Origin of the sequence: Streptomyces sp. SID5643 (genome assembly GCF_009872555.1) — a bacterium.
Lineage (GTDB): Bacteria > Actinomycetota > Actinomycetes > Streptomycetales > Streptomycetaceae > Streptomyces > Streptomyces iakyrus.
On sequence record NZ_WWIC01000343.1, the window covers coordinates 1 to 18,993 of the forward strand.

At 71.3% G+C, this 18,993-nt stretch carries 18 protein-coding genes and 2 pseudogenes; 10 read left to right on the forward strand and 10 right to left on the reverse strand.

The window, feature by feature from the left end; genetic code table 11:
* On the reverse strand, positions 1-701 hold a 701-nt coding region (locus GTY56_RS36255; RefSeq protein WP_161369245.1), incomplete at its 3' end, for a CE1758 family FMN-dependent luciferase-like monooxygenase.
* Positions 702-1,337: 636 nt separating this feature from the next.
* Positions 1,338-2,249: a zinc-binding dehydrogenase gene (locus GTY56_RS36265; protein ID WP_161369522.1), complete on the reverse strand. Its 912-nt coding sequence runs from the start codon at positions 2,247-2,249 to the stop codon at positions 1,338-1,340.
* A 126-nt stretch (positions 2,250-2,375) separates the two neighbouring features.
* Between GTY56_RS36265 and GTY56_RS36270 the strand changes: the two genes are divergently transcribed.
* Entirely contained in the window at positions 2,376-2,783 is a 408-nt protein-coding gene (locus GTY56_RS36270; RefSeq protein WP_161369523.1) for a winged helix-turn-helix transcriptional regulator, read from the forward strand.
* Positions 2,784-2,830: 47 nt separating this feature from the next.
* A complete protein-coding gene (locus tag GTY56_RS36275; protein WP_161369524.1) occupies positions 2,831-3,166 on the forward strand; it encodes a YnfA family protein in 336 nt (111 codons plus the stop codon).
* Between the two features lie 18 nt (positions 3,167-3,184).
* Here GTY56_RS36275 and GTY56_RS36280 read toward each other — a convergent pair whose 3' ends face one another.
* On the reverse strand, positions 3,185-3,622 hold the full coding sequence (locus GTY56_RS36280; RefSeq protein ID WP_161369525.1) for an ester cyclase: 438 nt from the start codon (positions 3,620-3,622) through the stop codon (positions 3,185-3,187).
* Positions 3,623-3,746: 124 nt separating this feature from the next.
* On the opposite strand from GTY56_RS36280, the gene GTY56_RS36285 reads away from it, so the two are divergent.
* Positions 3,747-4,523 carry an SDR family NAD(P)-dependent oxidoreductase gene (locus GTY56_RS36285; protein ID WP_161369526.1) on the forward strand — a complete coding sequence of 259 codons (777 nt, stop codon included), beginning with the start codon at positions 3,747-3,749 and terminating at the stop codon, positions 4,521-4,523.
* A gap of 11 nt (positions 4,524-4,534) precedes the next feature.
* Here the strand turns inward: GTY56_RS36285 and GTY56_RS36290 are convergent, their stop codons facing one another.
* Positions 4,535-5,728, reverse strand: coding sequence for an RtcB family protein (locus GTY56_RS36290; protein WP_161369527.1), 1,194 nt, complete (start codon positions 5,726-5,728; stop codon positions 4,535-4,537).
* A gap of 171 nt (positions 5,729-5,899) precedes the next feature.
* Between GTY56_RS36290 and GTY56_RS36295 the strand changes: the two genes are divergently transcribed.
* The 3 genes from GTY56_RS36295 (at position 5,900) to GTY56_RS36305 (ending at position 9,112) form a co-directional block, all read left to right on the forward strand.
* Positions 5,900-6,718, forward strand: a complete 819-nt coding sequence (locus GTY56_RS36295; RefSeq protein ID WP_161369528.1) for a DUF3558 domain-containing protein — start codon at positions 5,900-5,902, stop codon at positions 6,716-6,718.
* 119 nt (positions 6,719-6,837) lie between these two features.
* Positions 6,838-7,731: a DUF3558 family protein gene (locus tag GTY56_RS36300; RefSeq protein WP_161369529.1), complete on the forward strand. Its 894-nt coding sequence runs from the start codon at positions 6,838-6,840 to the stop codon at positions 7,729-7,731.
* An 88-nt stretch (positions 7,732-7,819) separates the two neighbouring features.
* The gene (locus tag GTY56_RS36305; RefSeq protein ID WP_346345660.1) at positions 7,820-9,112 is read left to right on the forward strand and encodes a DUF2637 domain-containing protein; all 1,293 of its coding nucleotides are present in this window, start codon (positions 7,820-7,822) and stop codon (positions 9,110-9,112) included.
* 76 nt (positions 9,113-9,188) lie between these two features.
* On the opposite strand, the gene lysS is transcribed toward GTY56_RS36305, so the two are convergent.
* A complete protein-coding gene (gene lysS / locus GTY56_RS36310; RefSeq protein ID WP_161369530.1) occupies positions 9,189-10,937 on the reverse strand; it encodes a lysine--tRNA ligase in 1,749 nt (582 codons plus the stop codon).
* Positions 10,938-11,080: 143 nt separating this feature from the next.
* Here lysS and argS point away from each other — a divergent pair, with 143 nt between their 5' ends.
* On the forward strand, positions 11,081-12,835 hold the full coding sequence (gene argS / locus GTY56_RS36315) for an arginine--tRNA ligase (RefSeq protein WP_161369546.1): 1,755 nt from the start codon (positions 11,081-11,083) through the stop codon (positions 12,833-12,835).
* 309 nt (positions 12,836-13,144) lie between these two features.
* Here the strand turns inward: argS and GTY56_RS41450 are convergent.
* Positions 13,145-13,378 (reverse strand): annotated as a pseudogene (locus GTY56_RS41450) (hypothetical protein); the annotation flags it as partial.
* Between GTY56_RS41450 and GTY56_RS41705 the strand changes: the two are divergent.
* Positions 13,294-13,611, forward strand: a pseudogene (locus tag GTY56_RS41705) (DUF2690 domain-containing protein); the annotation flags it as partial. The pseudogenes GTY56_RS41450 and GTY56_RS41705 sit on opposite strands and share 85 nt — an antisense overlap.
* 77 nt (positions 13,612-13,688) lie before the next feature.
* Here the strand turns inward: GTY56_RS41705 and GTY56_RS36330 are convergent.
* Entirely contained in the window at positions 13,689-14,189 is a 501-nt protein-coding gene (locus tag GTY56_RS36330; RefSeq protein WP_161369531.1) for a DinB family protein, read from the reverse strand.
* A 128-nt stretch (positions 14,190-14,317) separates the two neighbouring features.
* Between GTY56_RS36330 and GTY56_RS36335 the strand changes: the two genes are divergently transcribed.
* Complete coding sequence (locus GTY56_RS36335; RefSeq protein ID WP_161369532.1) at positions 14,318-15,103, forward strand: DUF4253 domain-containing protein; 786 nt, start codon at positions 14,318-14,320, stop codon at positions 15,101-15,103.
* Here GTY56_RS36335 and GTY56_RS36340 read toward each other — a convergent pair.
* Positions 15,069-16,301 (reverse strand): aminotransferase-like domain-containing protein, encoded by a 1,233-nt coding sequence (locus GTY56_RS36340; protein WP_161369533.1) that lies wholly within the window; start codon positions 16,299-16,301, stop codon positions 15,069-15,071. The two genes, GTY56_RS36335 and GTY56_RS36340, sit on opposite strands and share 35 nt — an antisense overlap.
* A 126-nt stretch (positions 16,302-16,427) precedes the next feature.
* Positions 16,428-17,327: an SAM-dependent methyltransferase gene (locus GTY56_RS36345; RefSeq protein ID WP_161369534.1), complete on the reverse strand. Its 900-nt coding sequence runs from the start codon at positions 17,325-17,327 to the stop codon at positions 16,428-16,430.
* Positions 17,328-17,412: 85 nt separating this feature from the next.
* Here GTY56_RS36345 and GTY56_RS40200 point away from each other — a divergent pair, with 85 nt between their 5' ends.
* Positions 17,413-17,559 (forward strand): hypothetical protein, encoded by a 147-nt coding sequence (locus tag GTY56_RS40200; protein ID WP_202511216.1) that lies wholly within the window; start codon positions 17,413-17,415, stop codon positions 17,557-17,559.
* Positions 17,560-17,588: 29 nt separating this feature from the next.
* Here the strand turns inward: GTY56_RS40200 and GTY56_RS36350 are convergent, their stop codons facing one another.
* Positions 17,589-18,953, reverse strand: a complete 1,365-nt coding sequence (locus GTY56_RS36350; protein WP_346345661.1) for a helix-turn-helix domain-containing protein — start codon at positions 18,951-18,953, stop codon at positions 17,589-17,591.
* Between the last annotated feature and the right edge of the window lie 40 nt (positions 18,954-18,993).

An 18,993-nucleotide genomic window follows, 5' to 3' on the forward strand; every position in this document is an offset into this window, starting at 1 on the left:
CCGACGATCGCCTGCTCGGGGGTGCCGTGCCCGTGGTGGGCGTACCGCGTCCGGTACAGCTCGACCATGCGCTTGGTGTGGTCGGCGGGCCAGAAGATGTTGTTGTGGAAGAAGCCGTCGCCGTAGTACGCGGCCTGCTCGGCGATCTCCGGGGAGCGGATCGAGCCGTGCCACACGAAGGGCGCGACGCCGTCCAGCGGGCGGGGGGTGGAGGTGAAGCCCTGGAGCGGGGTGCGGAACTTCCCTTCCCAGTCGACGACGTCCTCGCGCCACAGGCGGTGCAGCAGGGCGTAGTTCTCGATCGCGAGGTTGATGCCCTGCCGGATGTCCTTGCCGAACCAGGGGTAGACCGGGCCGGTGTTGCCGCGTCCCATCATGAGGTCCACCCGGCCGTCGGCCAGGTGCTGGAGCATCGCGAAGTCCTCGGCGATCTTCACCGGGTCGTTGGTGGTGATCAGGGTCGTGGCCGTGGAGAGGATCAGCCGCTCGGTGCGCGCCGCGACGTAGCCGAGCATCGTGGTCGGGGAGGAGGGCACGAAGGGCGGGTTGTGGTGCTCGCCGGTCGCGAACACGTCCAGACCGACCTCCTCGGCCTTCAGCGCGATGGCGACCATGGCCTTGATCCGCTCCCGCTCGGTCGGCGTCCGGCCGGTCGTGGGGTCGGGCGTGACGTCACCGACGCTGAAAATACCGAACTGCATGGTCGCTCACCCTCCAGATTGTTTACGCTTCAACTATACCTGGAGAACGGCGGACGCCGTGGAGCTATTCCGGGAAGGGACACCGGACCGGCTCCACCACGACCGGCTTCGGCGGGCCCGGCGGGCTCCATCGGCCCTTCGGGCTCTGCCGGCCCCGGGTGTCCCGTCGGCTCGGCAGGCTCCGTCGGGGCCGTGCGCCCCATGGGCCGGCAGGCTCCGTCGGGGCCGTGCGCCCGGCAGGCCCTGTCGGCCCTCTGGGCCCGGCCAGCTCCGTCGGCCCCCTGGGCCCGGCATGCCCCGTCGCCCCCGTCGGCCCCATAAGCCCCGCAACCCCGTCAGCCCCATGGGCCCCGCCATGCCCGTCGGCCAGGTCGGCCTATGGGCCCGGCCAGCTCAGTCGGCCTCCACTGCCCGGCAGGCTCCGTCGGCCCCCTGGGCCCGGCATGCCCCGGCATGCCCCGTCGACCCCGTCGGCCTGGCAGGCCCCGTCGACCCCGTCGGCCCCATGGACCCGGCAGGCCAGGTGGGCTACGACTCCGGGCCGCCCGCTCCCCCTCGCCCGGGCGGGTCCCCAAGAGGCCCGGCCGGGCGTCGAGGCCCGGGCGGGCCGGGGCGCAGGTCGGTGGATGCGCATCGTCAGGGCACGAGCACCAGCCGCCCCCGCACTCCGCCCTCGGCCAGCCGGGCGTGCGCCTTCGCCGCATCCTCCAGGGCGTACGTCTCCGCCACCCGCGCCGCCAGCACCCCCTCGTCCAGCAGCCGCACCAGCTCCGCCAGCCGGGTCCCGTCGGCGCTCACCTCGACCGCACCGGTCGCCACACCGCGCACCGAGGCGGGCTCGGCGTGCGGGATGACGCCGACGTACCGGCCCCCGTCCCGCACCCACGCCAGGGCCGGCTCGCCGAGGACGGCGGCGTCCAGCACCGCGTCGAAGTCCCGGTCCGCGACCTCGCCGCTCGTGACGTGCCGGGCGCCCAGGGACCGTACGAACGCCTCGTCCCCCTCCCGCGCCAGCCCGGTCACCGCTATCCCCCGGTGCGCGGCCAGTCGGACCGCGTAGCCGCCGACCGCCCCGGCCGCGCCCGTCACCAGCAGCGACGACCGGCCCGGCGTCAGCTCCAGCCGGTCCAGGGCCTGCGCGGCGGTCAGCGCGTTCAGGGGCAGCGTCGCCGCGTGAACGGCGTCCACCGAAGTGGGCGCCGGGGCCACCGCGTCCGCGTCCACGACGACGTACTCGGCATGCGTTCCCAGCGGCTTGACCGCGCCGTAATGCAGCGCCACCACCTCGTCCCCGACGCTCCACGCACCGGCCGCGTCCACCGCACCCACCGCACCCACCGCGTCCACCGTCCCCGCGACGTCCCAGCCGAGCCCGATCCGCTCCCCCGCACCCCCGAAGACACCGGCCCGCACCCCGGCGTCCACCGGATTCACCGAGGCCGCCGCGACCTTGATCCGCACCTGACCCGCCCCCGGCCGGGGCACCTCGGTCTCCACGACCTCCACGGCCTCCGGCCCACCGAACGAGTTCACCACTACAGCACGCACAGCACAGCTCCCTGGATCGTCGCCGTCCGGGACGTCCTCCCGGCCCAGTGCGCACAACCCTAGGAAGAGTTACTATCCAGCGGTAAGTAGTTACCCACGAGTGCGTACGTACCCCGGAGGTGAGCCATGGCCACCATGACGGCGGCCCAGCGGCGCGAACAGGCCCGCTTCGAGTACGACGCGTTCCTGAAGGCCTGCCCCACCAACCAGCTGCTGGACCGCATCAGCGACAAGTGGGTCAGCCTCGTGGTGTCCGCGCTCGCCCCGGGCCCCCTGCGCTACAGCGACCTCGGCCGCAAGATCGCCGGCGTCAGCCCCAAGATGCTCACCCAGACCCTGCGCTCACTGGAGCGCGACGGCCTCCTCACCCGCACCGTCACCCCGTCCGTCCCGGTCCGCGTCGACTACGAACTCACGCCCCTGGGCCACAATCTGGCCCTGCTGCTCACGGCCGTGAAGGACTGGGCGGAGAACCACTTCGACGAGGTCAAGGACGCCCGCGAGCGCTACGACGCCGAGAACCCGGGCGACTGACACCGGCGGCACGACCAGGGCATACCGGGCGTGCGAAGCTGACCGCCATGTTCGTACTCCGCTCCGCCGCCCTCTTCGTCCTCGCCGCCCTGCTGGAGATCGGCGGCGCGTGGCTGGTCTGGCAGGGCGTGCGCGAGCACAAGGGCTGGCTCTGGGCGGCCGGCGGCGTCCTCGCCCTCGGCGCCTACGGCTTCGTCGCGACGCTCCAGCCCGACGCCCACTTCGGCCGCGTCCTCGCCGCGTACGGCGGGATCTTCGTCGCCGGTTCGATCCTGTGGGGCGTGGTCGCCGACGGCTACCGCCCGGACCGCTGGGACATCACGGGCGCGCTGGTCTGCCTGGCAGGCATGGCGGTCATCATGTACGCCCCGCGGGGAAACTGACCCGGCGCCCCGCGCGGCTCAGAACGGCTCGTCGGGCGGCAGCAGCCCCAACTGCCCCAGGAAGTCCATCTCGTCGAAGTACAGCCGGTAGTCGACGATCCGCCCGTCCTTCACCGTGGCGATGTCCACCCCGCGGATCCGGACCTCCTTCTGCGTCGGCGGCAGCGTCTCCCCGTTGGGCAGCTCCAGCGGCCCGGTGTTGCGGCCGCGGTAGATCCCCTCGTCGATCGCCGTGTCACCGGCCTCGTAGGAGTGCAGCACCTCGAACGTCGCACCGGGAACCGCCTCCGTCATCGTCCGCCAGTACGCGACGATGCTGTCGCGCCCGCGCAGCTCGCCCTCGTCGGGCGTGAAGGCGACCGCGTCCTCGGCGTAGAGCTCGCCGACGACCTTCAGATCGGTGTGTGCGGTGACCGCGTCCGTGAGCCGGTCCATGACTTCACGTGCCTCGCCCATGATCGCCTCCGGGAGAACAGGGGACCACCCGGTCTCATTCTCCCACCGCGGGGCCCACCTATCCTGGCCGCGAGCCCGGCGCGCACGCCGGGCCGCCGCACGCCCGAGGACCCGAGGAGCACCCATGGCCACCGCAGCCCCGTCCGCAGCCTCCCGCATCGCCGTCGTCACGGGTGCGAGCAGCGGGATCGGCGCCGCCACGGCCCGACAGCTCGCCGCGGCTGGCTACCGCGTCGTCCTCACCGCGCGCCGCAAGGACCGCATCGAGGCCCTGGCCGAGGAGATCACCCAGGCCGGCCACCAGGCCACGGCGTACGCCCTCGACGTCACCGACCGTGCCGCCGTCGACGAGTTCGCCACGGCGTTCAGGACGATCGGCGTGCTGGTCAACAACGCGGGCGGCGCGCTCGGCGCCGACCCGGTCGCGACCGGCGACCCGGCCGACTGGCGCCGGATGTACGAGACGAACGTCCTCGGCACCCTCAACCTCACCCAGGCCCTGCTGCCCAAGCTGATCGCGAGCGGCGACGGCACGGTCGTGGTCGTCTCCTCCACCGCCGGCCACGGCACCTACGAGGGCGGCGCCGGCTACGTCGCCGCCAAGCACGGCGCCCACGTCCTCGCCGAGACCCTCCGCCTGGAGATCGTCGGACAGCCGGTCCGCGTCATCGAGATCGCCCCCGGGATGGTCAAGACGGACGAGTTCGCCCTGACCCGCTTCGGGGGCGACAGGGAGAAGGCGGAGAAGGTCTACCAGGGCGTCGCCGAACCCCTCACGGCCGACGACGTGGCGGACACGATCACGTGGGCGGTCACCCGCCCCGCCCACGTCAACGTCGACCTCCTGGTCCTGCGCCCCCGAGCCCAGGCGTCGAACACGAAGGTGCACCGGGAGTCGTAGGACCGGGAGGGTCAGCCCTTCACGCAGACGACCTGCTTGAGCTTCGCCACGACCTCGACCAGATCCCGCTGCTGGTCGATGACCTGCTCGATCGGCTTGTAAGCGCCCGGAATCTCATCCACGACCCCGGAGTCCTTGCGGCACTCCACACCCTGGGTCTGCTGCTCCAGGTCCTGCGTGGTGAACCGGCGCTTGGCCGCGTTGCGGCTCATGCGCCGGCCCGCGCCGTGCGAAGCCGAGTTGTAGGACTTGGCGTTGCCGAGGCCCTTCACGATGTACGAACCCGTGCCCATGGAGCCCGGGATGATCCCGTACTCGCCGGAACCGGCCCGGATCGCGCCCTTGCGGGTCACGAGCAGGTCCATGCCGTCGTAGCGCTCCTCGGACACGTAGTTGTGGTGCGCGCTGATCTCCGGCTCGAAGGTGGGCTTGGCCTTCTTGAACTCCTTGCGGACCACGTCCTTCAGGAGCGCCATCATGATCGAGCGGTTGTGCTTGGCGTACTCCTGCGCCCAGAACAGGTCGTTGCGGTACGCCGCCATCTGCGGGGTGTCCGCGACGAACACCGCGAGGTCGCGGTCGACCAGCCCCTGGTTGTGCGGAAGCTTCTGGGCCACGCCGATGTGATGCTCGGCCAGTTCCTTGCCGATGTTCCGGGAACCGGAGTGCAGCATCAGCCAGACAGATCCGGTCGTATCCGTGCAAACTTCAACAAAATGGTTTCCCCCGCCGAGCGTCCCCATCTGCTTGGTGGCCCGCTCATGACGGAACTTGACCGCTTCCGCCACTCCGTCGAACCGCCCCCAGAAGTCGTCCCAGCCGCCGGTCGCCATGCCGTGGAACCGCCCCGGATCCACCGGGTCGTCATGCATCCCCCGGCCCACCGGAATCACCTGCTCGATCCTCGACCGCAGCCGGGACAGGTCGCCGGGCAGGTCGTTCGCCGTCAGGGACGTCCGCACCGCCGACATTCCGCAGCCGATGTCGACGCCCACCGCCGCCGGGCACACCGCACCCTGCATCGCGATGACCGAGCCGACCGTCGCACCCTTGCCGTAGTGCACGTCGGGCATGACCGCCAGGCCCTTGATCCACGGCAGTGTGGCGACGTTCCGGAGCTGCTGGAGCGCACCCTCCTCGACCGAGGCCGGGTCGGCCCACATCCGGATCGGTACCTTCGCACCGGGTATCTCTACATACGACATAACGCCCTCAATCCCCCGTAACCGAACAGAAGTCCTCAACAGCAAATACCGGAGCCAAGGTCGACGAAAGGGAAATCGGACCGGCGTCCACGGCAGTGCGTGCGATACACATTGTGTCCATCGCCCGCCGTACGGCGGCAAGCCAATATCCGTACCGAGGGGAGCCACCACGTGCAACGAAAGGCGTGCGTACCCGGTATCGCCGTGCTCCTCGCGGCGGTACTGGCCGGCTGCACCGGCGGCTCGGCCGACGACGGCCCGACGGACGGCTCCAACGCCGACGGCACGGGCACGGCATCGCCCGCCGCCGAGCCCGGCCGCTACCGCACCCTGCCCGACCCCTGCGCCGAGGTCGGCGAGAGCACGCTCGACGAGCTCCTCCCCGGCATCCGGCAGATCAGCGACGAGAAGCAGCGCGAGGCGGCCTACGAGGGCGAGCCGACGACCACGTTCGACACCGACCGCAAGGTCGGCTGCCGCTGGAAGGTGGACTCCGCCGCCGCCACCGACCATCTGCTGATCGACTTCGAGCGGGTCGTCTCCTACGACAACGCCGTCAGCGACGACAGTCAGGCCGAGCAGCTCTTCGCGGAGCAGGAGGCGTCGGCCCACCTGCCGGTCCCGACGGCGACCGGGACGGCGGCCTCCGGCAGCGCCCCGGCGGACGGTTCGGCCGCCTCCTCCAGCGGCTCCCCCTCCCCGTCCGGTTCCTCCTCGCCCTCGGCTGCACCCTCGGTGACGCCGACCGAGTTGCAGCCCCGGGTGCTGGAGGATCTCGGCGACGAGGCCTTCCTCGACGACGGGCTGAGCAGTTCCGGTTCGACGGCCGAGCAGCGCACGGTGACTGTGGCGTTCCGCACGTCCAACGTCATCGTGACCATCGAGTACGCCGAGCAGCCGACGACCGTCGGCGTCGTTCCGGACAGCAAGGAAATGCAGGACAGGGCGCAGAAACTCGCCTCTCAGCTGGCCGATTCGCTGGGCGACTGAGGCCCCTTCACGGCCCCTTCACCTCTGCCCGCAAAGCACGCGAAGGAGGAACACACGGTTGCCTCACCGCGTACGGTGACCACTCGGACCCGTTCCGACCGCAGGGAACCACGAGCGTCATGAGTGAAGGAACCATGCAGCGACAAGCACAGCGAGTAGAGCGAGACCAGCGAGCGAAGCGCCGCAACCGCGTCCTTGTCTGCGCGGCCGCCGTCCCCGTGATGCTGGTCGCCGCCGGCTGCTCCTCGGACTCCGGCTCCGGCGACAGCACGGACAAGGCCGCCAAGGCCGCGGCGTCGGCATCGGCGAAGCCCTCGCCGACGGTGGAGGCGGCGGCGTACGGCAAGCTGCCGGAGCCGTGCAAGGTGCTCTCGAAGAAGACGCTGGAGGACCTCGTCCCGAAGGGCAAGTCCGGCAAGGAGGGCAAGTCGGACGACATCTCGACCCGCGGCAGCTGCTCCTGGAACAGCCTCGACAACAACGGCGTGAAGGGCTCGCAGTTCCGCTGGCTCAACGTGTCGATGCTGCGCTTCGAGTCGGACGTCACGCGTGGCCCGGCGGACAAGCTGGCCCAGGAGCACTTCGAGAAGCAGGTCCAGGACGCCCAGGCCGTCGAGGGCGCCAAGAGCGTCAAGACGGAGCCGGTGGCCGGCACGGGCGACCGGGCGACGGCCGTGCACTACGACCTGAAGAAGAAGGAAGGCACCTTCAAGCAGCAGACGATCGTGGCACGCGTCGAGAACGTCGTGGTCACGCTCGACTACTACGGCGCGGGTCTGGCCGGCGACAAGACGCCGAGCGGCTCGGACATGCTGAAGGACGCGAAGAAGGCCGCCAAGGAGGCGGTGGGCGCGGTGTCCGAGGCGAACGGCGAAGGCGGCGGCAAGGCGGGCGGCGCCCCGTCCGCGTCGGCCTCCAAGCCGGCCTCGAAGGCGCCTTCCAAGGAGGCGTCGGACAAGCCCTCGAAGAGCGCCTCGGCCACGCCGTCCAAGAAGCCCGCGTCGAAGAGCTGAACAGTCCCGACGGGAACCGGCCACCCGTCCTCCGCACATGTGTGCCACCCTGTTGCGCGCAACAACAGGCAAGGGGAGGGGAGTACGGGTGGCCGCGCCACTGCAACTGACTCGGATGCACCGCATCCTCATCGGCGTGGTCGTGGCCGGTGCCGTGATCATCGCCGGCATCGGTTTCGCCGGTTCGTACGCGGCGGTTCGCGAGTTGGCCCTGAAGAAGGGCTTCGGGAACTTCTCCTACGTCTTCCCGATCGGCATCGACGCGGGGATCTGTGTCCTGCTGGCCCTGGATCTGCTGCTCACCTGGATCAGGATCCCGTTCCCCCTCCTGCGTCAGACGGCGTGGCTGCTGACGGCGGCGACGATCGCCTTCAACGGCGCTGCCGCGTGGCCGGATCCGCTCGGTGTGGGCATGCACGCGGTGATCCCGATCCTGTTCGTGGTCTCGGTCGAGGCGGCCCGGCACGCGATCGGCCGTATCGCCGACATCACGGCCGACAAGCACATGGAGGGCGTCCGCCTCACCCGGTGGCTCCTCTCCCCCGTGCCGACGTTCCTCCTCTGGCGCCGCATGAAGCTCTGGGAGCTCCGCTCCTACGACCAGGTCATCAAGCTGGAGCAGGAACGTCTCGTCTACCAGGCCCGGCTGCGCTCCCGCTTCGGACGGGCCTGGCGCAGGAAGGCCCCGGTGGAGTCGCTGATGCCGCTGCGGCTGGCGCGCTACGGGGTTCCCCTGGCGGAGACGGCCCCGGCAGGGCTGGCGGCGGCGGGCATCGAGCCGGCGCTGATACCCCCGCCCCCGCCGCAGGCCGACCTGGCCACGGGACATCGTGCCGTCGGGCCGGCGCCCGACCCGCAGAGGGCGGCACCTCCCGGCGGACAGCGCCCTCAGCTGGAGAGCAACCACGACGCCGAGTACCCGGAGCCGGAACCCGAGCCGGAACCCGGACCGGAACAGAGCCCTTGGTTCAACACCCCCCGCGAGGTCGAGTACCAGGGCGGCTACAACCCCGACTACGACCCGGCCGAGCACTACGCCCAGTGGATCGCCGAACAGCAGGAGGCCGAGCGGTACCAGCCCGAGTACGACCGGGCGCCCTCCCCGGAGGACACCGGCAGCTTCCCCATCCCGGTGGGCCCGAACCGCACCCGCGAACTGGGTGACGGCGGCGGCACCCCGCCGGCCCCCGAGCCGGACGAGGAGGCGTACTACCAGGTGTTCCGCCAGTCGATAGACGGCAGCTACCCCACACCCCGCGCCCTCGGCGACAACATCCAGGCCACTTACGGCACGACGCTGAGCCCCGGGGAACTGAAGTCCCTCGCGGAACGCTTCCAGAAGCGCCACACGGCGGAACTGGAAGAGGACCACATCGCATAGGACGCCGAAAGAGAAGACACCCAAAGAGAAAAGGAGAAGGGGCCCTCGCCGACGAGGGCCCCTTCTCCGTCACCGCCTACGCACCGAGCAGGTGCCGAACCCGCTCCTGCCCCACCGCCAGCAGCAGCGTGGGCAGCCGCGGACCCGTGTCCCGGCCCACCAGCAGGTGGTACAGCAGCGCGAAGAACGACCGCTGGGCCGTCTTGATCTCCGGCGGCAGCTCCTTGGGCGTGGCGTCGGCGGAGAACCCGGCCTGCACCTTCGGCACGCCGTAGACGAGGTGCGTCAGACCGTCGAGCGACCAGTGCTCGGCCAGCCCGTCGAGCAGCAGCCGCAGCGATGCGCGGCCCTGCTCGTCGAGCGACTTCAGCAGCTCGGCGTCCGGCTCGTCGCGCACGATGGTCCGCTGGTCGGCGGGCACGTGCGTGTTGATCCAGGCCTCGGCCCGGTCGTAGCGCGGGCGGGCCTCGTCGAGCGAGGTCAGCGGCTGGTCCGGGTCGAGCTCGCTGAGGATGCGCAGCGCCTGGTCCTCGTGTCCGGCGGTGATGTCCGCGACGGAGGCCAGCGTCCGGTACGGCAGCGGCCGCGGCGTGCGCCGCAGTTCACCGGCGGCCGTCCCCACCGCGCGCGCGTGCGCGGCCGCGTCGGCCGGCAGGGCGCTGCCGTCGGCGACCTTGGCGTCCAGCTTGTCCCACTCGTCGTAGAGCCGCTGGATCTCCTGGTCGAAGGCGATCTTGAAGGACTGGTTGGGCCGGCGGCGGGCGTACAGCCAGCGCAGCAGCTGCGGTTCCATGATCTTCAGGGCGTCCGCCGGGGTCGGCACGCCGCCGCGCGAGGACGACATCTTCGCCATCCCGCTGATGCCCACGAAGGCGTACATCGGCCCGATGGGCTGCTTGCCGCCGAAGATGCCGACGATCTGCCCGCCGACCTGGAACGACGACCCGGGAGAGGAGTGATCGACACCGCTCGGCTCGAACACGACGCCCTCGTACGCCCACCGCATCGGCCAGTCGACCTTCCAGACCAGCTTGCCGCGGTTGAACTCGTTCAGCCGGACCGTCTCGGAGAAGCCGCACGCGGTGCAGGCGTAGGTCAGCTCGGTGGAGTCGTCGTCGTAGGAGGTGACGGTGGTGAGGTCCTTCTCGCAGTTGCCGCAGTACGGCTTGTACGGGAAGTAGCCGGCGGCGGTGGAGCTGCCGTCGTCCTCGCCGGCGGCGCCGGAGCCCTCGGCGGCCTCCAGTTCGGCCTCGTCGACCGGCTTCTGCCCCTGCTGCTTCTTGGCCGGGGCCTTCTTCGTGCGGTACTGGGCGAGGATCGCGTCGATGTCGCCGCGGTGCTTGATGGCGTGCAGGATCTGCTCGCGGTACACGCCGGAGGTGTACTGCTCGGTCTGGCTGATCCCGTCGAACTCCACACCCAGCTCGGCCAGCGACTCGATCATCGCGGCCTTGAAGTGCTCGGCCCAGTTCGGGTACGAGGAGCCCTTCGGCGCCGGGACGGACGTCAGCGGCTTGCCGATGTGCTCCGTGAAGCTTTCCTCGTCGACCCCGGCGATGCCCTTGGGCACCTTGCGGTACCGGTCGTAGTCGTCCCACGAGATCAGGTGGCGCACCTGGTGGCCCCGGCGGCGGATCTCGTCGGCGACGAGGTGCGGGGTCATGACCTCGCGCAGGTTCCCAAGGTGGATGGGGCCGGACGGTGAGAGTCCGGACGCGACGACGACGGGTTTGCCCGGGGCCCGACGCTCCGACTCCTCGATGACCTCATCCGCGAAACGGGAGACCCAGTCGGTGGTCTCGGTGCTCTGAGCCACGATCGGCACGTCCTTCTTTCTCCAGGGCAGCCGTACGGTCAACGGCCGGTGCCCATTCTCCCAGACGGCATCCCGCCCGGGAAAACCGCTTTACCCCCCATGGGATACTGAGCGTGTCTATCGATTCCCACGAGGAGAACGGCACCCATCCCATGACCTCGGTCACGTCGCTCACCGATCAAGTCCAGCAGCGTCTCGCGAACGCCCTGTCGGCCACCCGGCCGGAGGCCGACGCCGACCCGCTGCTGCGACGTAGCGACCGGGCCGACTTCCAGGCCAACGGGATCCTGGCCCTCGCCAAGAAGGCCAAGTCGAACCCCCGGGACCTGGCGACGGAGGTCGTCGGCAACATCGTCACCGGGGACGTGATCAAGGACGTCGAGGTCTCCGGGCCCGGCTTCCTCAACATCACGATCGCGGACCGGGCGATCACCGAGAACCTCGCCGCGCGGCTCGCGGACGGCGAGCGTCTCGGCGTGCCGCTGAAGGAGAAGGCGGGCATCACGGTCGTCGACTACGCCCAGCCGAACGTGGCGAAGGAGATGCACGTCGGTCACCTGCGGTCGGCGGTCATCGGCGACGCCCTGCGCGGCATGCTCGACTTCACCGGCGAGAAGACGATCGGCCGGCACCACATCGGTGACTGGGGCACCCAGTTCGGCATGCTCATCCAGTACCTGTTCGAGCACCCCGGCGAGCTGGCCCCCGCGGCCGACGTCGACGGCGAGCAGGCGATGAGCAACCTGAACCGGGTGTACAAGGCGTCGCGTGCGCTCTTCGACGCGGACGAGGAGTTCAAGGAGCGGGCCCGGGGGCGGGTCGTCGCCCTCCAGTCCGGCGACAAGGAGACGCTCGAACTGTGGCAGCAGTTCGTGGACGAGTCGAAGGTCTACTTCTACTCCGTCTTCGAGAAGCTCGACATGGAGATCCGCGACGAGGAGATCGTCGGCGAGTCCGCCTACAACGACGGCATGCCGGAGACCGCCCGCATCCTGGAGGAGACGGGTGTCGCGGTGCGCTCCGAGGGCGCGCTCGTGGTGTTCTTCGACGAGATCCGCGGCAAGGACGACCAGCCGGTCCCGCTGATCGTGCAGAAGGCCGACGGCGGCTTCGGCTACGCGGCCTCCGACCTGACGGCGATCCGGAACCGGGTCCAGGACCTGCACGCCTCGTCCCTGCTCTACGTCGTGGACGTCCGTCAGTCGCTGCACTTCAAGATGGTCTTCGAGACGGCCCGCCGGGCCGGCTGGCTGAACGACGGCGTCACCGCTCACAACATGGGCTACGGCACGGTGCTCGGCGCGGACGGCAAGCCCTTCAAGACGCGTGAGGGCGAGACCGTACGGCTGGAGGACCTGCTGGACGAGGCGGTGCAGCGGGCCGCCGAGGTCGTGCGGGAGAAGGCACAGGACCTGACCGAGGACGAGATCCAGGAGCGGGCCGCGCAGGTCGGCATCGGTGCCGTGAAGTACGCGGACCTGTCGACGTCGCCGAACCGGGACTACAAGTTCGACCTGGACCAGATGGTGTCGCTGAACGGCGACACGTCCGTCTACCTCCAGTACGCGTACGCCCGGATCCAGTCGATCCTGCGCAAGGCCGGCGAGACGAAGCCGGTCGCGCACCCGGAGCTCGAACTCGCCCCGGCGGAGCGGGCGCTCGGTCTGCACCTGGACGCGTTCGGCGACACGGTCTTCGAAGCCGCCGAGGAGTACGCCCCGCACAAGCTGGCCGCGTACCTGTACCAGCTGGCGTCGCTCTTCACCACGTTCTACGACAAGTGTCCGGTCCTGAAGGCCGAGACACCGGAGCAGATCGCGAACCGCCTGTTCCTGTGCGACGTCACGGCCCGCACGCTGCACCAGGGCATGGGCCTGCTGGGCATCCGGACGCCCGAGCGGCTCTGACGTCCGGCCCCTGACGACAGCGCCGAGGGCGGCACTCCCCCGTTGAGTGCCGCCCTCGGGCGTTGTCAGGCGCTGCTGCTCACCGGCAGTTGACCCACTGGTTGGACTTCTGGAACCAGACGGAGTCGCCGGTCCCCTTGGCCCCCCGCGGGATGACACCGCTGTCGCCGCGGTGGTTCTTCTCCGTGAACCACTTGTAGTCGCAGGACTTGCCGTGGTTGTACCAGGACTTGAAGCCCTGGAAGACGACGAACCCGGTGAGGTCCGCGTTCCTGCCTCGACCTTCTGCATGCGGCCGGTGTAGTTCTTGCCGGCCCAGACGCAGAACCAGCCCGACGGACAGTCCGACGCCGCCTGCGGCGCGGCCTGCGCGTCCCGCGGTGCCCGCGCCCGTGGCCGGCAGACCGCCGGTGGGCGCCATGCCCCCGGCCATGACGGCGAGCTTCTTCGCCATGCGCATGGTGTTCCCCCTTCGTGGACGGGCCGACCACGCCGGCCGGCTCCGCAACGAGACTGCGGCCCGGCGCCGCACCTCCACCACAGTCGCCGCGGAAGTGACGTACTCGTGGGACGTCCCGGCCGGCGGGGCCCGCCTCGAACTGCGTTACAGCGCCCGGTGCGGAGCCGGCTGGGCGAGGATGTGGAGCACCCGGATCGGCGACCGCCTGGAACCGAACGCGGGCGACGGCGGCCCCGCGCACTCCGCGAGGATCGGGGACGGCGTCGCCGCGCAGTCCTACGTGTACACGCCCATGACGCAGGCGGGGCCCGGTACGACGATCCAGGCCTGCTTCCGCCCGGTGGCCGGTGGCGGCCGGGAGTGCTTCGACGCCCGCGTCCGATGCCCCTCCGGTCAGCGCTGGGCCGTCGTACTCGCCCCGTCCAGGGCCTCCCGGATGATGTCGGCGTGCCCGGCGTGCTGGGCGGTCTCCTTGATCAGGTGCAGCAGGATCCGGCGCGCGGTCCAGTACTGGGGCTCCGGCGGTGACCAGGGCGTCTTCGGCAGCGGCACGTCGACGTCCAGGTCCGGCAGCACGGCCACCGCCTCCTCGGTGGCGTGCGCGGCCCGTGCGTAGCGCTCCAGCAGGGCGGGGAGCGTGTCGCCGCCGGCCATCCGGTACTGCCCCATGTCGAGCATGCCGTCGGGCAGTTCACCGTCGCCCTTGGTCATGATCTGCGTCCACGTCTCCTCTCCGCGGGCCAGGTGCTTCACGATCCCGCCGAGGGTCAGCTCGCTCACGGTCGTGCGCCGCGCGGCCTGTTCGTCGGTGAGTCCGTGCAGGGTGATCAGCAGCAACGCGCGCTGCTCCGCGAACGCGGCCAGCAGGTCCGTCTTCTCCGGGGAAGTGGTCATGCCCGGACGGTAGGGCACCAATAGGCCAGATCCTGTCCGCTGCGGTGGGCCGTCAGGCCGGTCGGAGATCCGCTGCGGCCGGCCGCCGAGCCGGTCGGGTTGTCGGTGCCCGGCTCTACAGTCACCCCATGGCGACTCTTCCCAATCCTCTGCCGAGGCTGGCGGCGGACCCCAGCGGCAGCTCCCTCGGTCTTCGGCTCCCGGCCGGTGCGCCGGCCGACACCACCGCCGAGGGCCCGTGGCACGAGCCGCTGCTGTGGTGCGCGGACGGGCGGGCCCTTCCTGGCGGCTGGGCGGCGCTGGAGCCGGCGCGTCGTGCGGGACTCCTGCCGGTGGTCCTGGAGACGGGGGACGGCCATGGCGGCCCGGACCGCTGGCAGTTGATGCCCGGCCAGGTGTCCTACCCCGGGGACCACGACGCCGGGGAGGTGCTGGCGGAGTACTGGGAGGAACATGCCGCGGAAGGCGCCCCCTGGCCCGGCCCGGCCGAGCCCGTCGGCCCCGGCCGGGACCCGGACATCACGGCCGGCGACCTCGTGGACGCCCTGCTGGAGGACGGCGGCCCCCTCAAGGAGCCCCGCTTCGCCCTCGTCCCGGCCCGCCGCAGCGCGGACGTCCCGGCGGCGATCGGCTGGACGGGCCCGGTGAACCACGAGGGCGACACCGCCCGCCTCAGCGCGGTGCTCCGCTCCTGGGAGGACCGCTTCGGCATACGCGTCGTCGCCCTCGGCTTCGACCATCTCTTGCTGTCCGTGGCCTCGCCGCCCACCACCCCGGCCGCTGCTGGGGCCGTGGCCGCCGAGCACTTCGCGTTCTGCCCGGACAACATCCACCAGGGCGCGGACCCGACCCTGCGGGCCTACGCCGAGCACCAGGTCCTCAACCAGCCGGTATGGCACTTCTGGTGGGACTGAGCCCCTCACCCAGCCTGCGCAGCCCCTCCCCGATCTCCGCCGGCGTCTGCGTCACGAAGCAGAGCCTCAGGGTCGACCGGTCGGGAGGGCCCGCGTAGAAGGGGGCGCCGGGCACATAGGCCACGTTCTGCCGGACCACCCGCGGCAGCAGGGCCGTCGTGTCGTACGGCTCCGGCAGGCGCGCCCAGAGGAACATGCCGCCCTCGGGCCGGTTCCAGACCGACCCCGTGGGCAGCGCCGCGGCGAGTCCGCCGAGCATCGCGTCGCGGCGTTCGCGGTACACGCCGGCGACGCGGGCGACATGGGCGTCCAGGTCGTTGTCGGCGAGGTAGCGGGCCGCGGCGAGCTGGTTGACGGTCGGGGTGTGCAGGTCGGCGGCCTGCTTGGCGACCGCGCAGGCGCGCCGCAGCTCTCCGGGTGCCCGCAGCCAGCCCAGCCGCAGCCCGGGCGCCATGACCTTGGAGAAGCTGCCGAGCAGCACGGTCCGGTCCTCGGCGCCCGGGTGGGCGGCGATCCACGGCAGGCGTTCACCCTCGTAGCGCAGTTCACCGTAGGGGTCGTCCTCGACGATCCACAGTCCGTGCCGGGCGGCGACCGCGGCGACGGCGGCGCGTCGCCCCGCGGGCAGGGTCCGGCCGGTGGGGTTCTGGAAGGTGGGCACGGTGTAGAGCAGCTTGGGCCGCTCGCGCACGACGAGCTCCTCCAGTGCCCCGGGGTCGACGCCGTGCTCGTCACCGGGCACGGCCAGCACCCGCGCCCCGGCGAAGCCGAAGGCCTGAAGTGCCGCCAGGTAGCAGGGGTTCTCGACGAGGACGGTGTCCCCGGGTTCGACCAGGGCGGTGGCCAGCAGGGAGAGGGCCTGCTGGCTGCCGGTGGTGACGAGCAGGTCGTCGGGCCCGGTCGGCAGGCCGCGCGCGGTGGTGCGGGCGGCGAGCGCGTCCCGCAGCGCGGGTTCGCCCTCGGTCGTGGAGTACTGCAACGCCCGTACGGGCGCCTCGGCGAGCACCGCCTCGTACGCGGCGGCGATGCCCTTGGCGTCGAACAGCTCCGGTGCCGGGAGCCCGCCCGCGAAGTTGATCACCTCGGGGCGGGCGGTGACGGCGAGGATGTCCCGTACGGGCGAGCCTCCGACGGTCCGGGCCCGCGCGGCGAGCGGGGGCACGGAGGAGCGGGTGGGCGGGGGCTCGGCGACGGTCATGACACGGCTCCTTCGGCTGCGGGTGACGCCTGGTGCCCGCAGCCTAGGAGATACGTGTCATCTACAAGCAGGTTTCCGGCATCCGGACACCGGGGCCGGCACGGAAGCCGGCCCGGACCCGGTGCCTCAGCCCTTGGCTCCGATCGCCGCGTACACGTTGATGTCCGCGTCCGTGACGTCGTTGATGTCGCGGTAGCGCACCTTCTCGATCTCCTCCAGCCCGGCGAGGAAGGACTCCTCCGGCTGCTCCGGGACGGGCGCGGCGTGGTCGGGCCGCCAGCGGTGCGCGGGGACGACCCCCGGGTCGGTGATCTCCAGCCCGTTCTCCGTGAAGAACCGCTCGACGTCGGCCCGGGAGCGCAGCACGAAGGTGAACCCGCGCTCGGTGTACGTCCGCTGGACCGCGCGGATGTTCTCGGGGTTGAGGTCCTCGGTGAGATGGCTCAGCACCAGCCGGCTCCCCTCAGGCAGCTCGTCGAGCAGGCCGCTCACCAGCGGATACGCCTCTTCGTCCGCGACGAAGTGCAGGATCGCGACCAGGCAGAGCGCGACCGGCCGGCCGAAGTCCAGGGTCTTGGAGGCCTGTTCGAGGATGCGGGCCGGGTCCCGCAGATCGGCGTCGATGTAGTCCGTACGCCCCTCGGGGACGCTGGTCAGCAGGGCGCGGGCGTGCGCGAGCACCACCGGGTCGTTGTCGACGTACACGACCCGCGACTCGGGCGCGACGCGCTGCGCGATCTGGTGCACGTTCTCGGCGGTGGGCAGCCCGGTCCCGATGTCGAGGAACTGCCGGATGCCGTCCTGCTCCACGAGCGCGGTCACCGCGCGCCGGAGGAAGTCGCGGTTGTGCCGTACGTCGAGGTACCCGCGCGGGTTGGCGGCCAGCGCGGCGGCGGCCGCGTTCCGGTCGGCGGGGTAGTGGTCCTTGCCGCCGAGGAAGACGTCGTAGACCCGGGCCGGGTGTGCCTTGCTGCTGTCGATCCTCCTCTGCAGCTCGGCGGGATCCTGGCTGAGGGCACCGGACATCGACGTCTCCCTGAAAGTAGGTGGTTCAATCGACAACCACTACGACGGTCAACAACCTAACGGTTCAACGGTTTTGATGGTGCCCGTGCGAAACGAAAGCCGGGCGACGACCCTCTGGCGCCCCACCGTCCCCGAGGAGCTGGACCTGCTCCGGGACCTCGACGCCGAGGAACTCGACGAGTTCAACGCCCACATCGCCGGAAAGATCGAGCTGGTCCACGAGTTCCACTGAGCCGCCCCCACGGCACTGCCCCCGCGGCACTACTGCGTGGTCCCCTCCTCGACCCACTTCTTGCCACCCAGCGGGAACTCGTAGGCCGGGCGCCCGTTGTTGCCGCTCGTGCGGAAGGGCCGACCGTGGTCGTCCACGGTCAGCGTGCCCGTCCGGCCGCCGCTGGACCACCGCAGCTCCAGGTACCAACTGACGTCGTACGCGGAGGCGTCGGCCCTGATGTAGTACGTCTCGGGGTCGCTCTCACTCACCTTGAAGGGGAAGTCCGCGTGCCCCGCGTCCGGCACGACCCCGGGGCGCACGGCGTCGAGGGCGACCGTGAAGAACCTGGTCGGCACGCCACCGCCGCAGCCGACGCCCGGATACCCCATGGCGTAGTCGTTCCACGCGAGCGGCGCCCGCTTGCCGGCCATCCGGACCGTCAGCCCCTTGACGACCACGGTCTCCTTACCCGTCCCCTGCACGGTCAGCTTCAGGAACTGCTCCCCCGACGGCACGGCCCCCATCGCCGCCACCCAGCCGGGCGCGCCCTGCTCGATCGGCGGCGGCCGGACCTGCCCCGGCGGCAGATTCACCAGATAGCGCTGGGAACAGGGGCTCTCCCAGGCGTGCGGTTCCGTGTCCACGGTAAGGGGAACAGCGGCGGGGGCGGCGTCACCGCCGCCCGGGCGATCGCCCCCGCCGGTGGCGGACGCCGAAGGGGGAGGCGCGGAGGCACTCGCCTTCGCCTCCTTCTCCCCGTCCTTTCCCACGCTCTTGCCGTCGCCACCCTTGGAGGGCGAAGGGGCGTAGGGCGCCCCGGAGGCCGCCGTGCCCTCCCTCTGCGGCCCGCCGGCAGCGCCGGAGGCCACCGCCGCTCCGCGCCGCCCCTCCTCGTCTCCCCCGCCCGAGGGAACGGCCACGGCGAACCCGACCCCACCGAGGACCACGGCGGCGGCGGCCCCGGCGAGGACCGCACGGCGACGGCTCCGGCCCGCGTGCCGCTCCGGCGCGGAGACGCCGGTGTCCGCGGACTCCTCCGGCGGGAGTGCGCCGGCGTCCGCGGACTCGACCGGTGCGGGTACCTCGGCGTCCACGGCGGAGGTCACCTCCGCAGCGCCGCTCCCCGTACCCACAGGCCTCGTACCACCGCTCCCCTTGCGCGCCCGCCCGGCGTCCGCCAGCACCCAGCGCCGGTGCAGCTCGACCAGTTCCGTGGGCGACGCCTTGCACAGCCGGGCGAGCCGCTCCACCGGCGCGTAGTCGGTCGGCACCGCATCCCCGTTGCAGTACCGGTGCAGCGTCGAGGTACTCATGTGCAGCCGCTTGGCGAGCACCCCGTAGCTCAGCCCCGAGCGCTCCTTCAACTCCCCCAGCAGTGCGGCGAATTCCGCCGCACTCGTGCCTTCCGACACTGCCCCTCCATGCCCCGTGTTCCGTTCCCCCGTTCCAGGG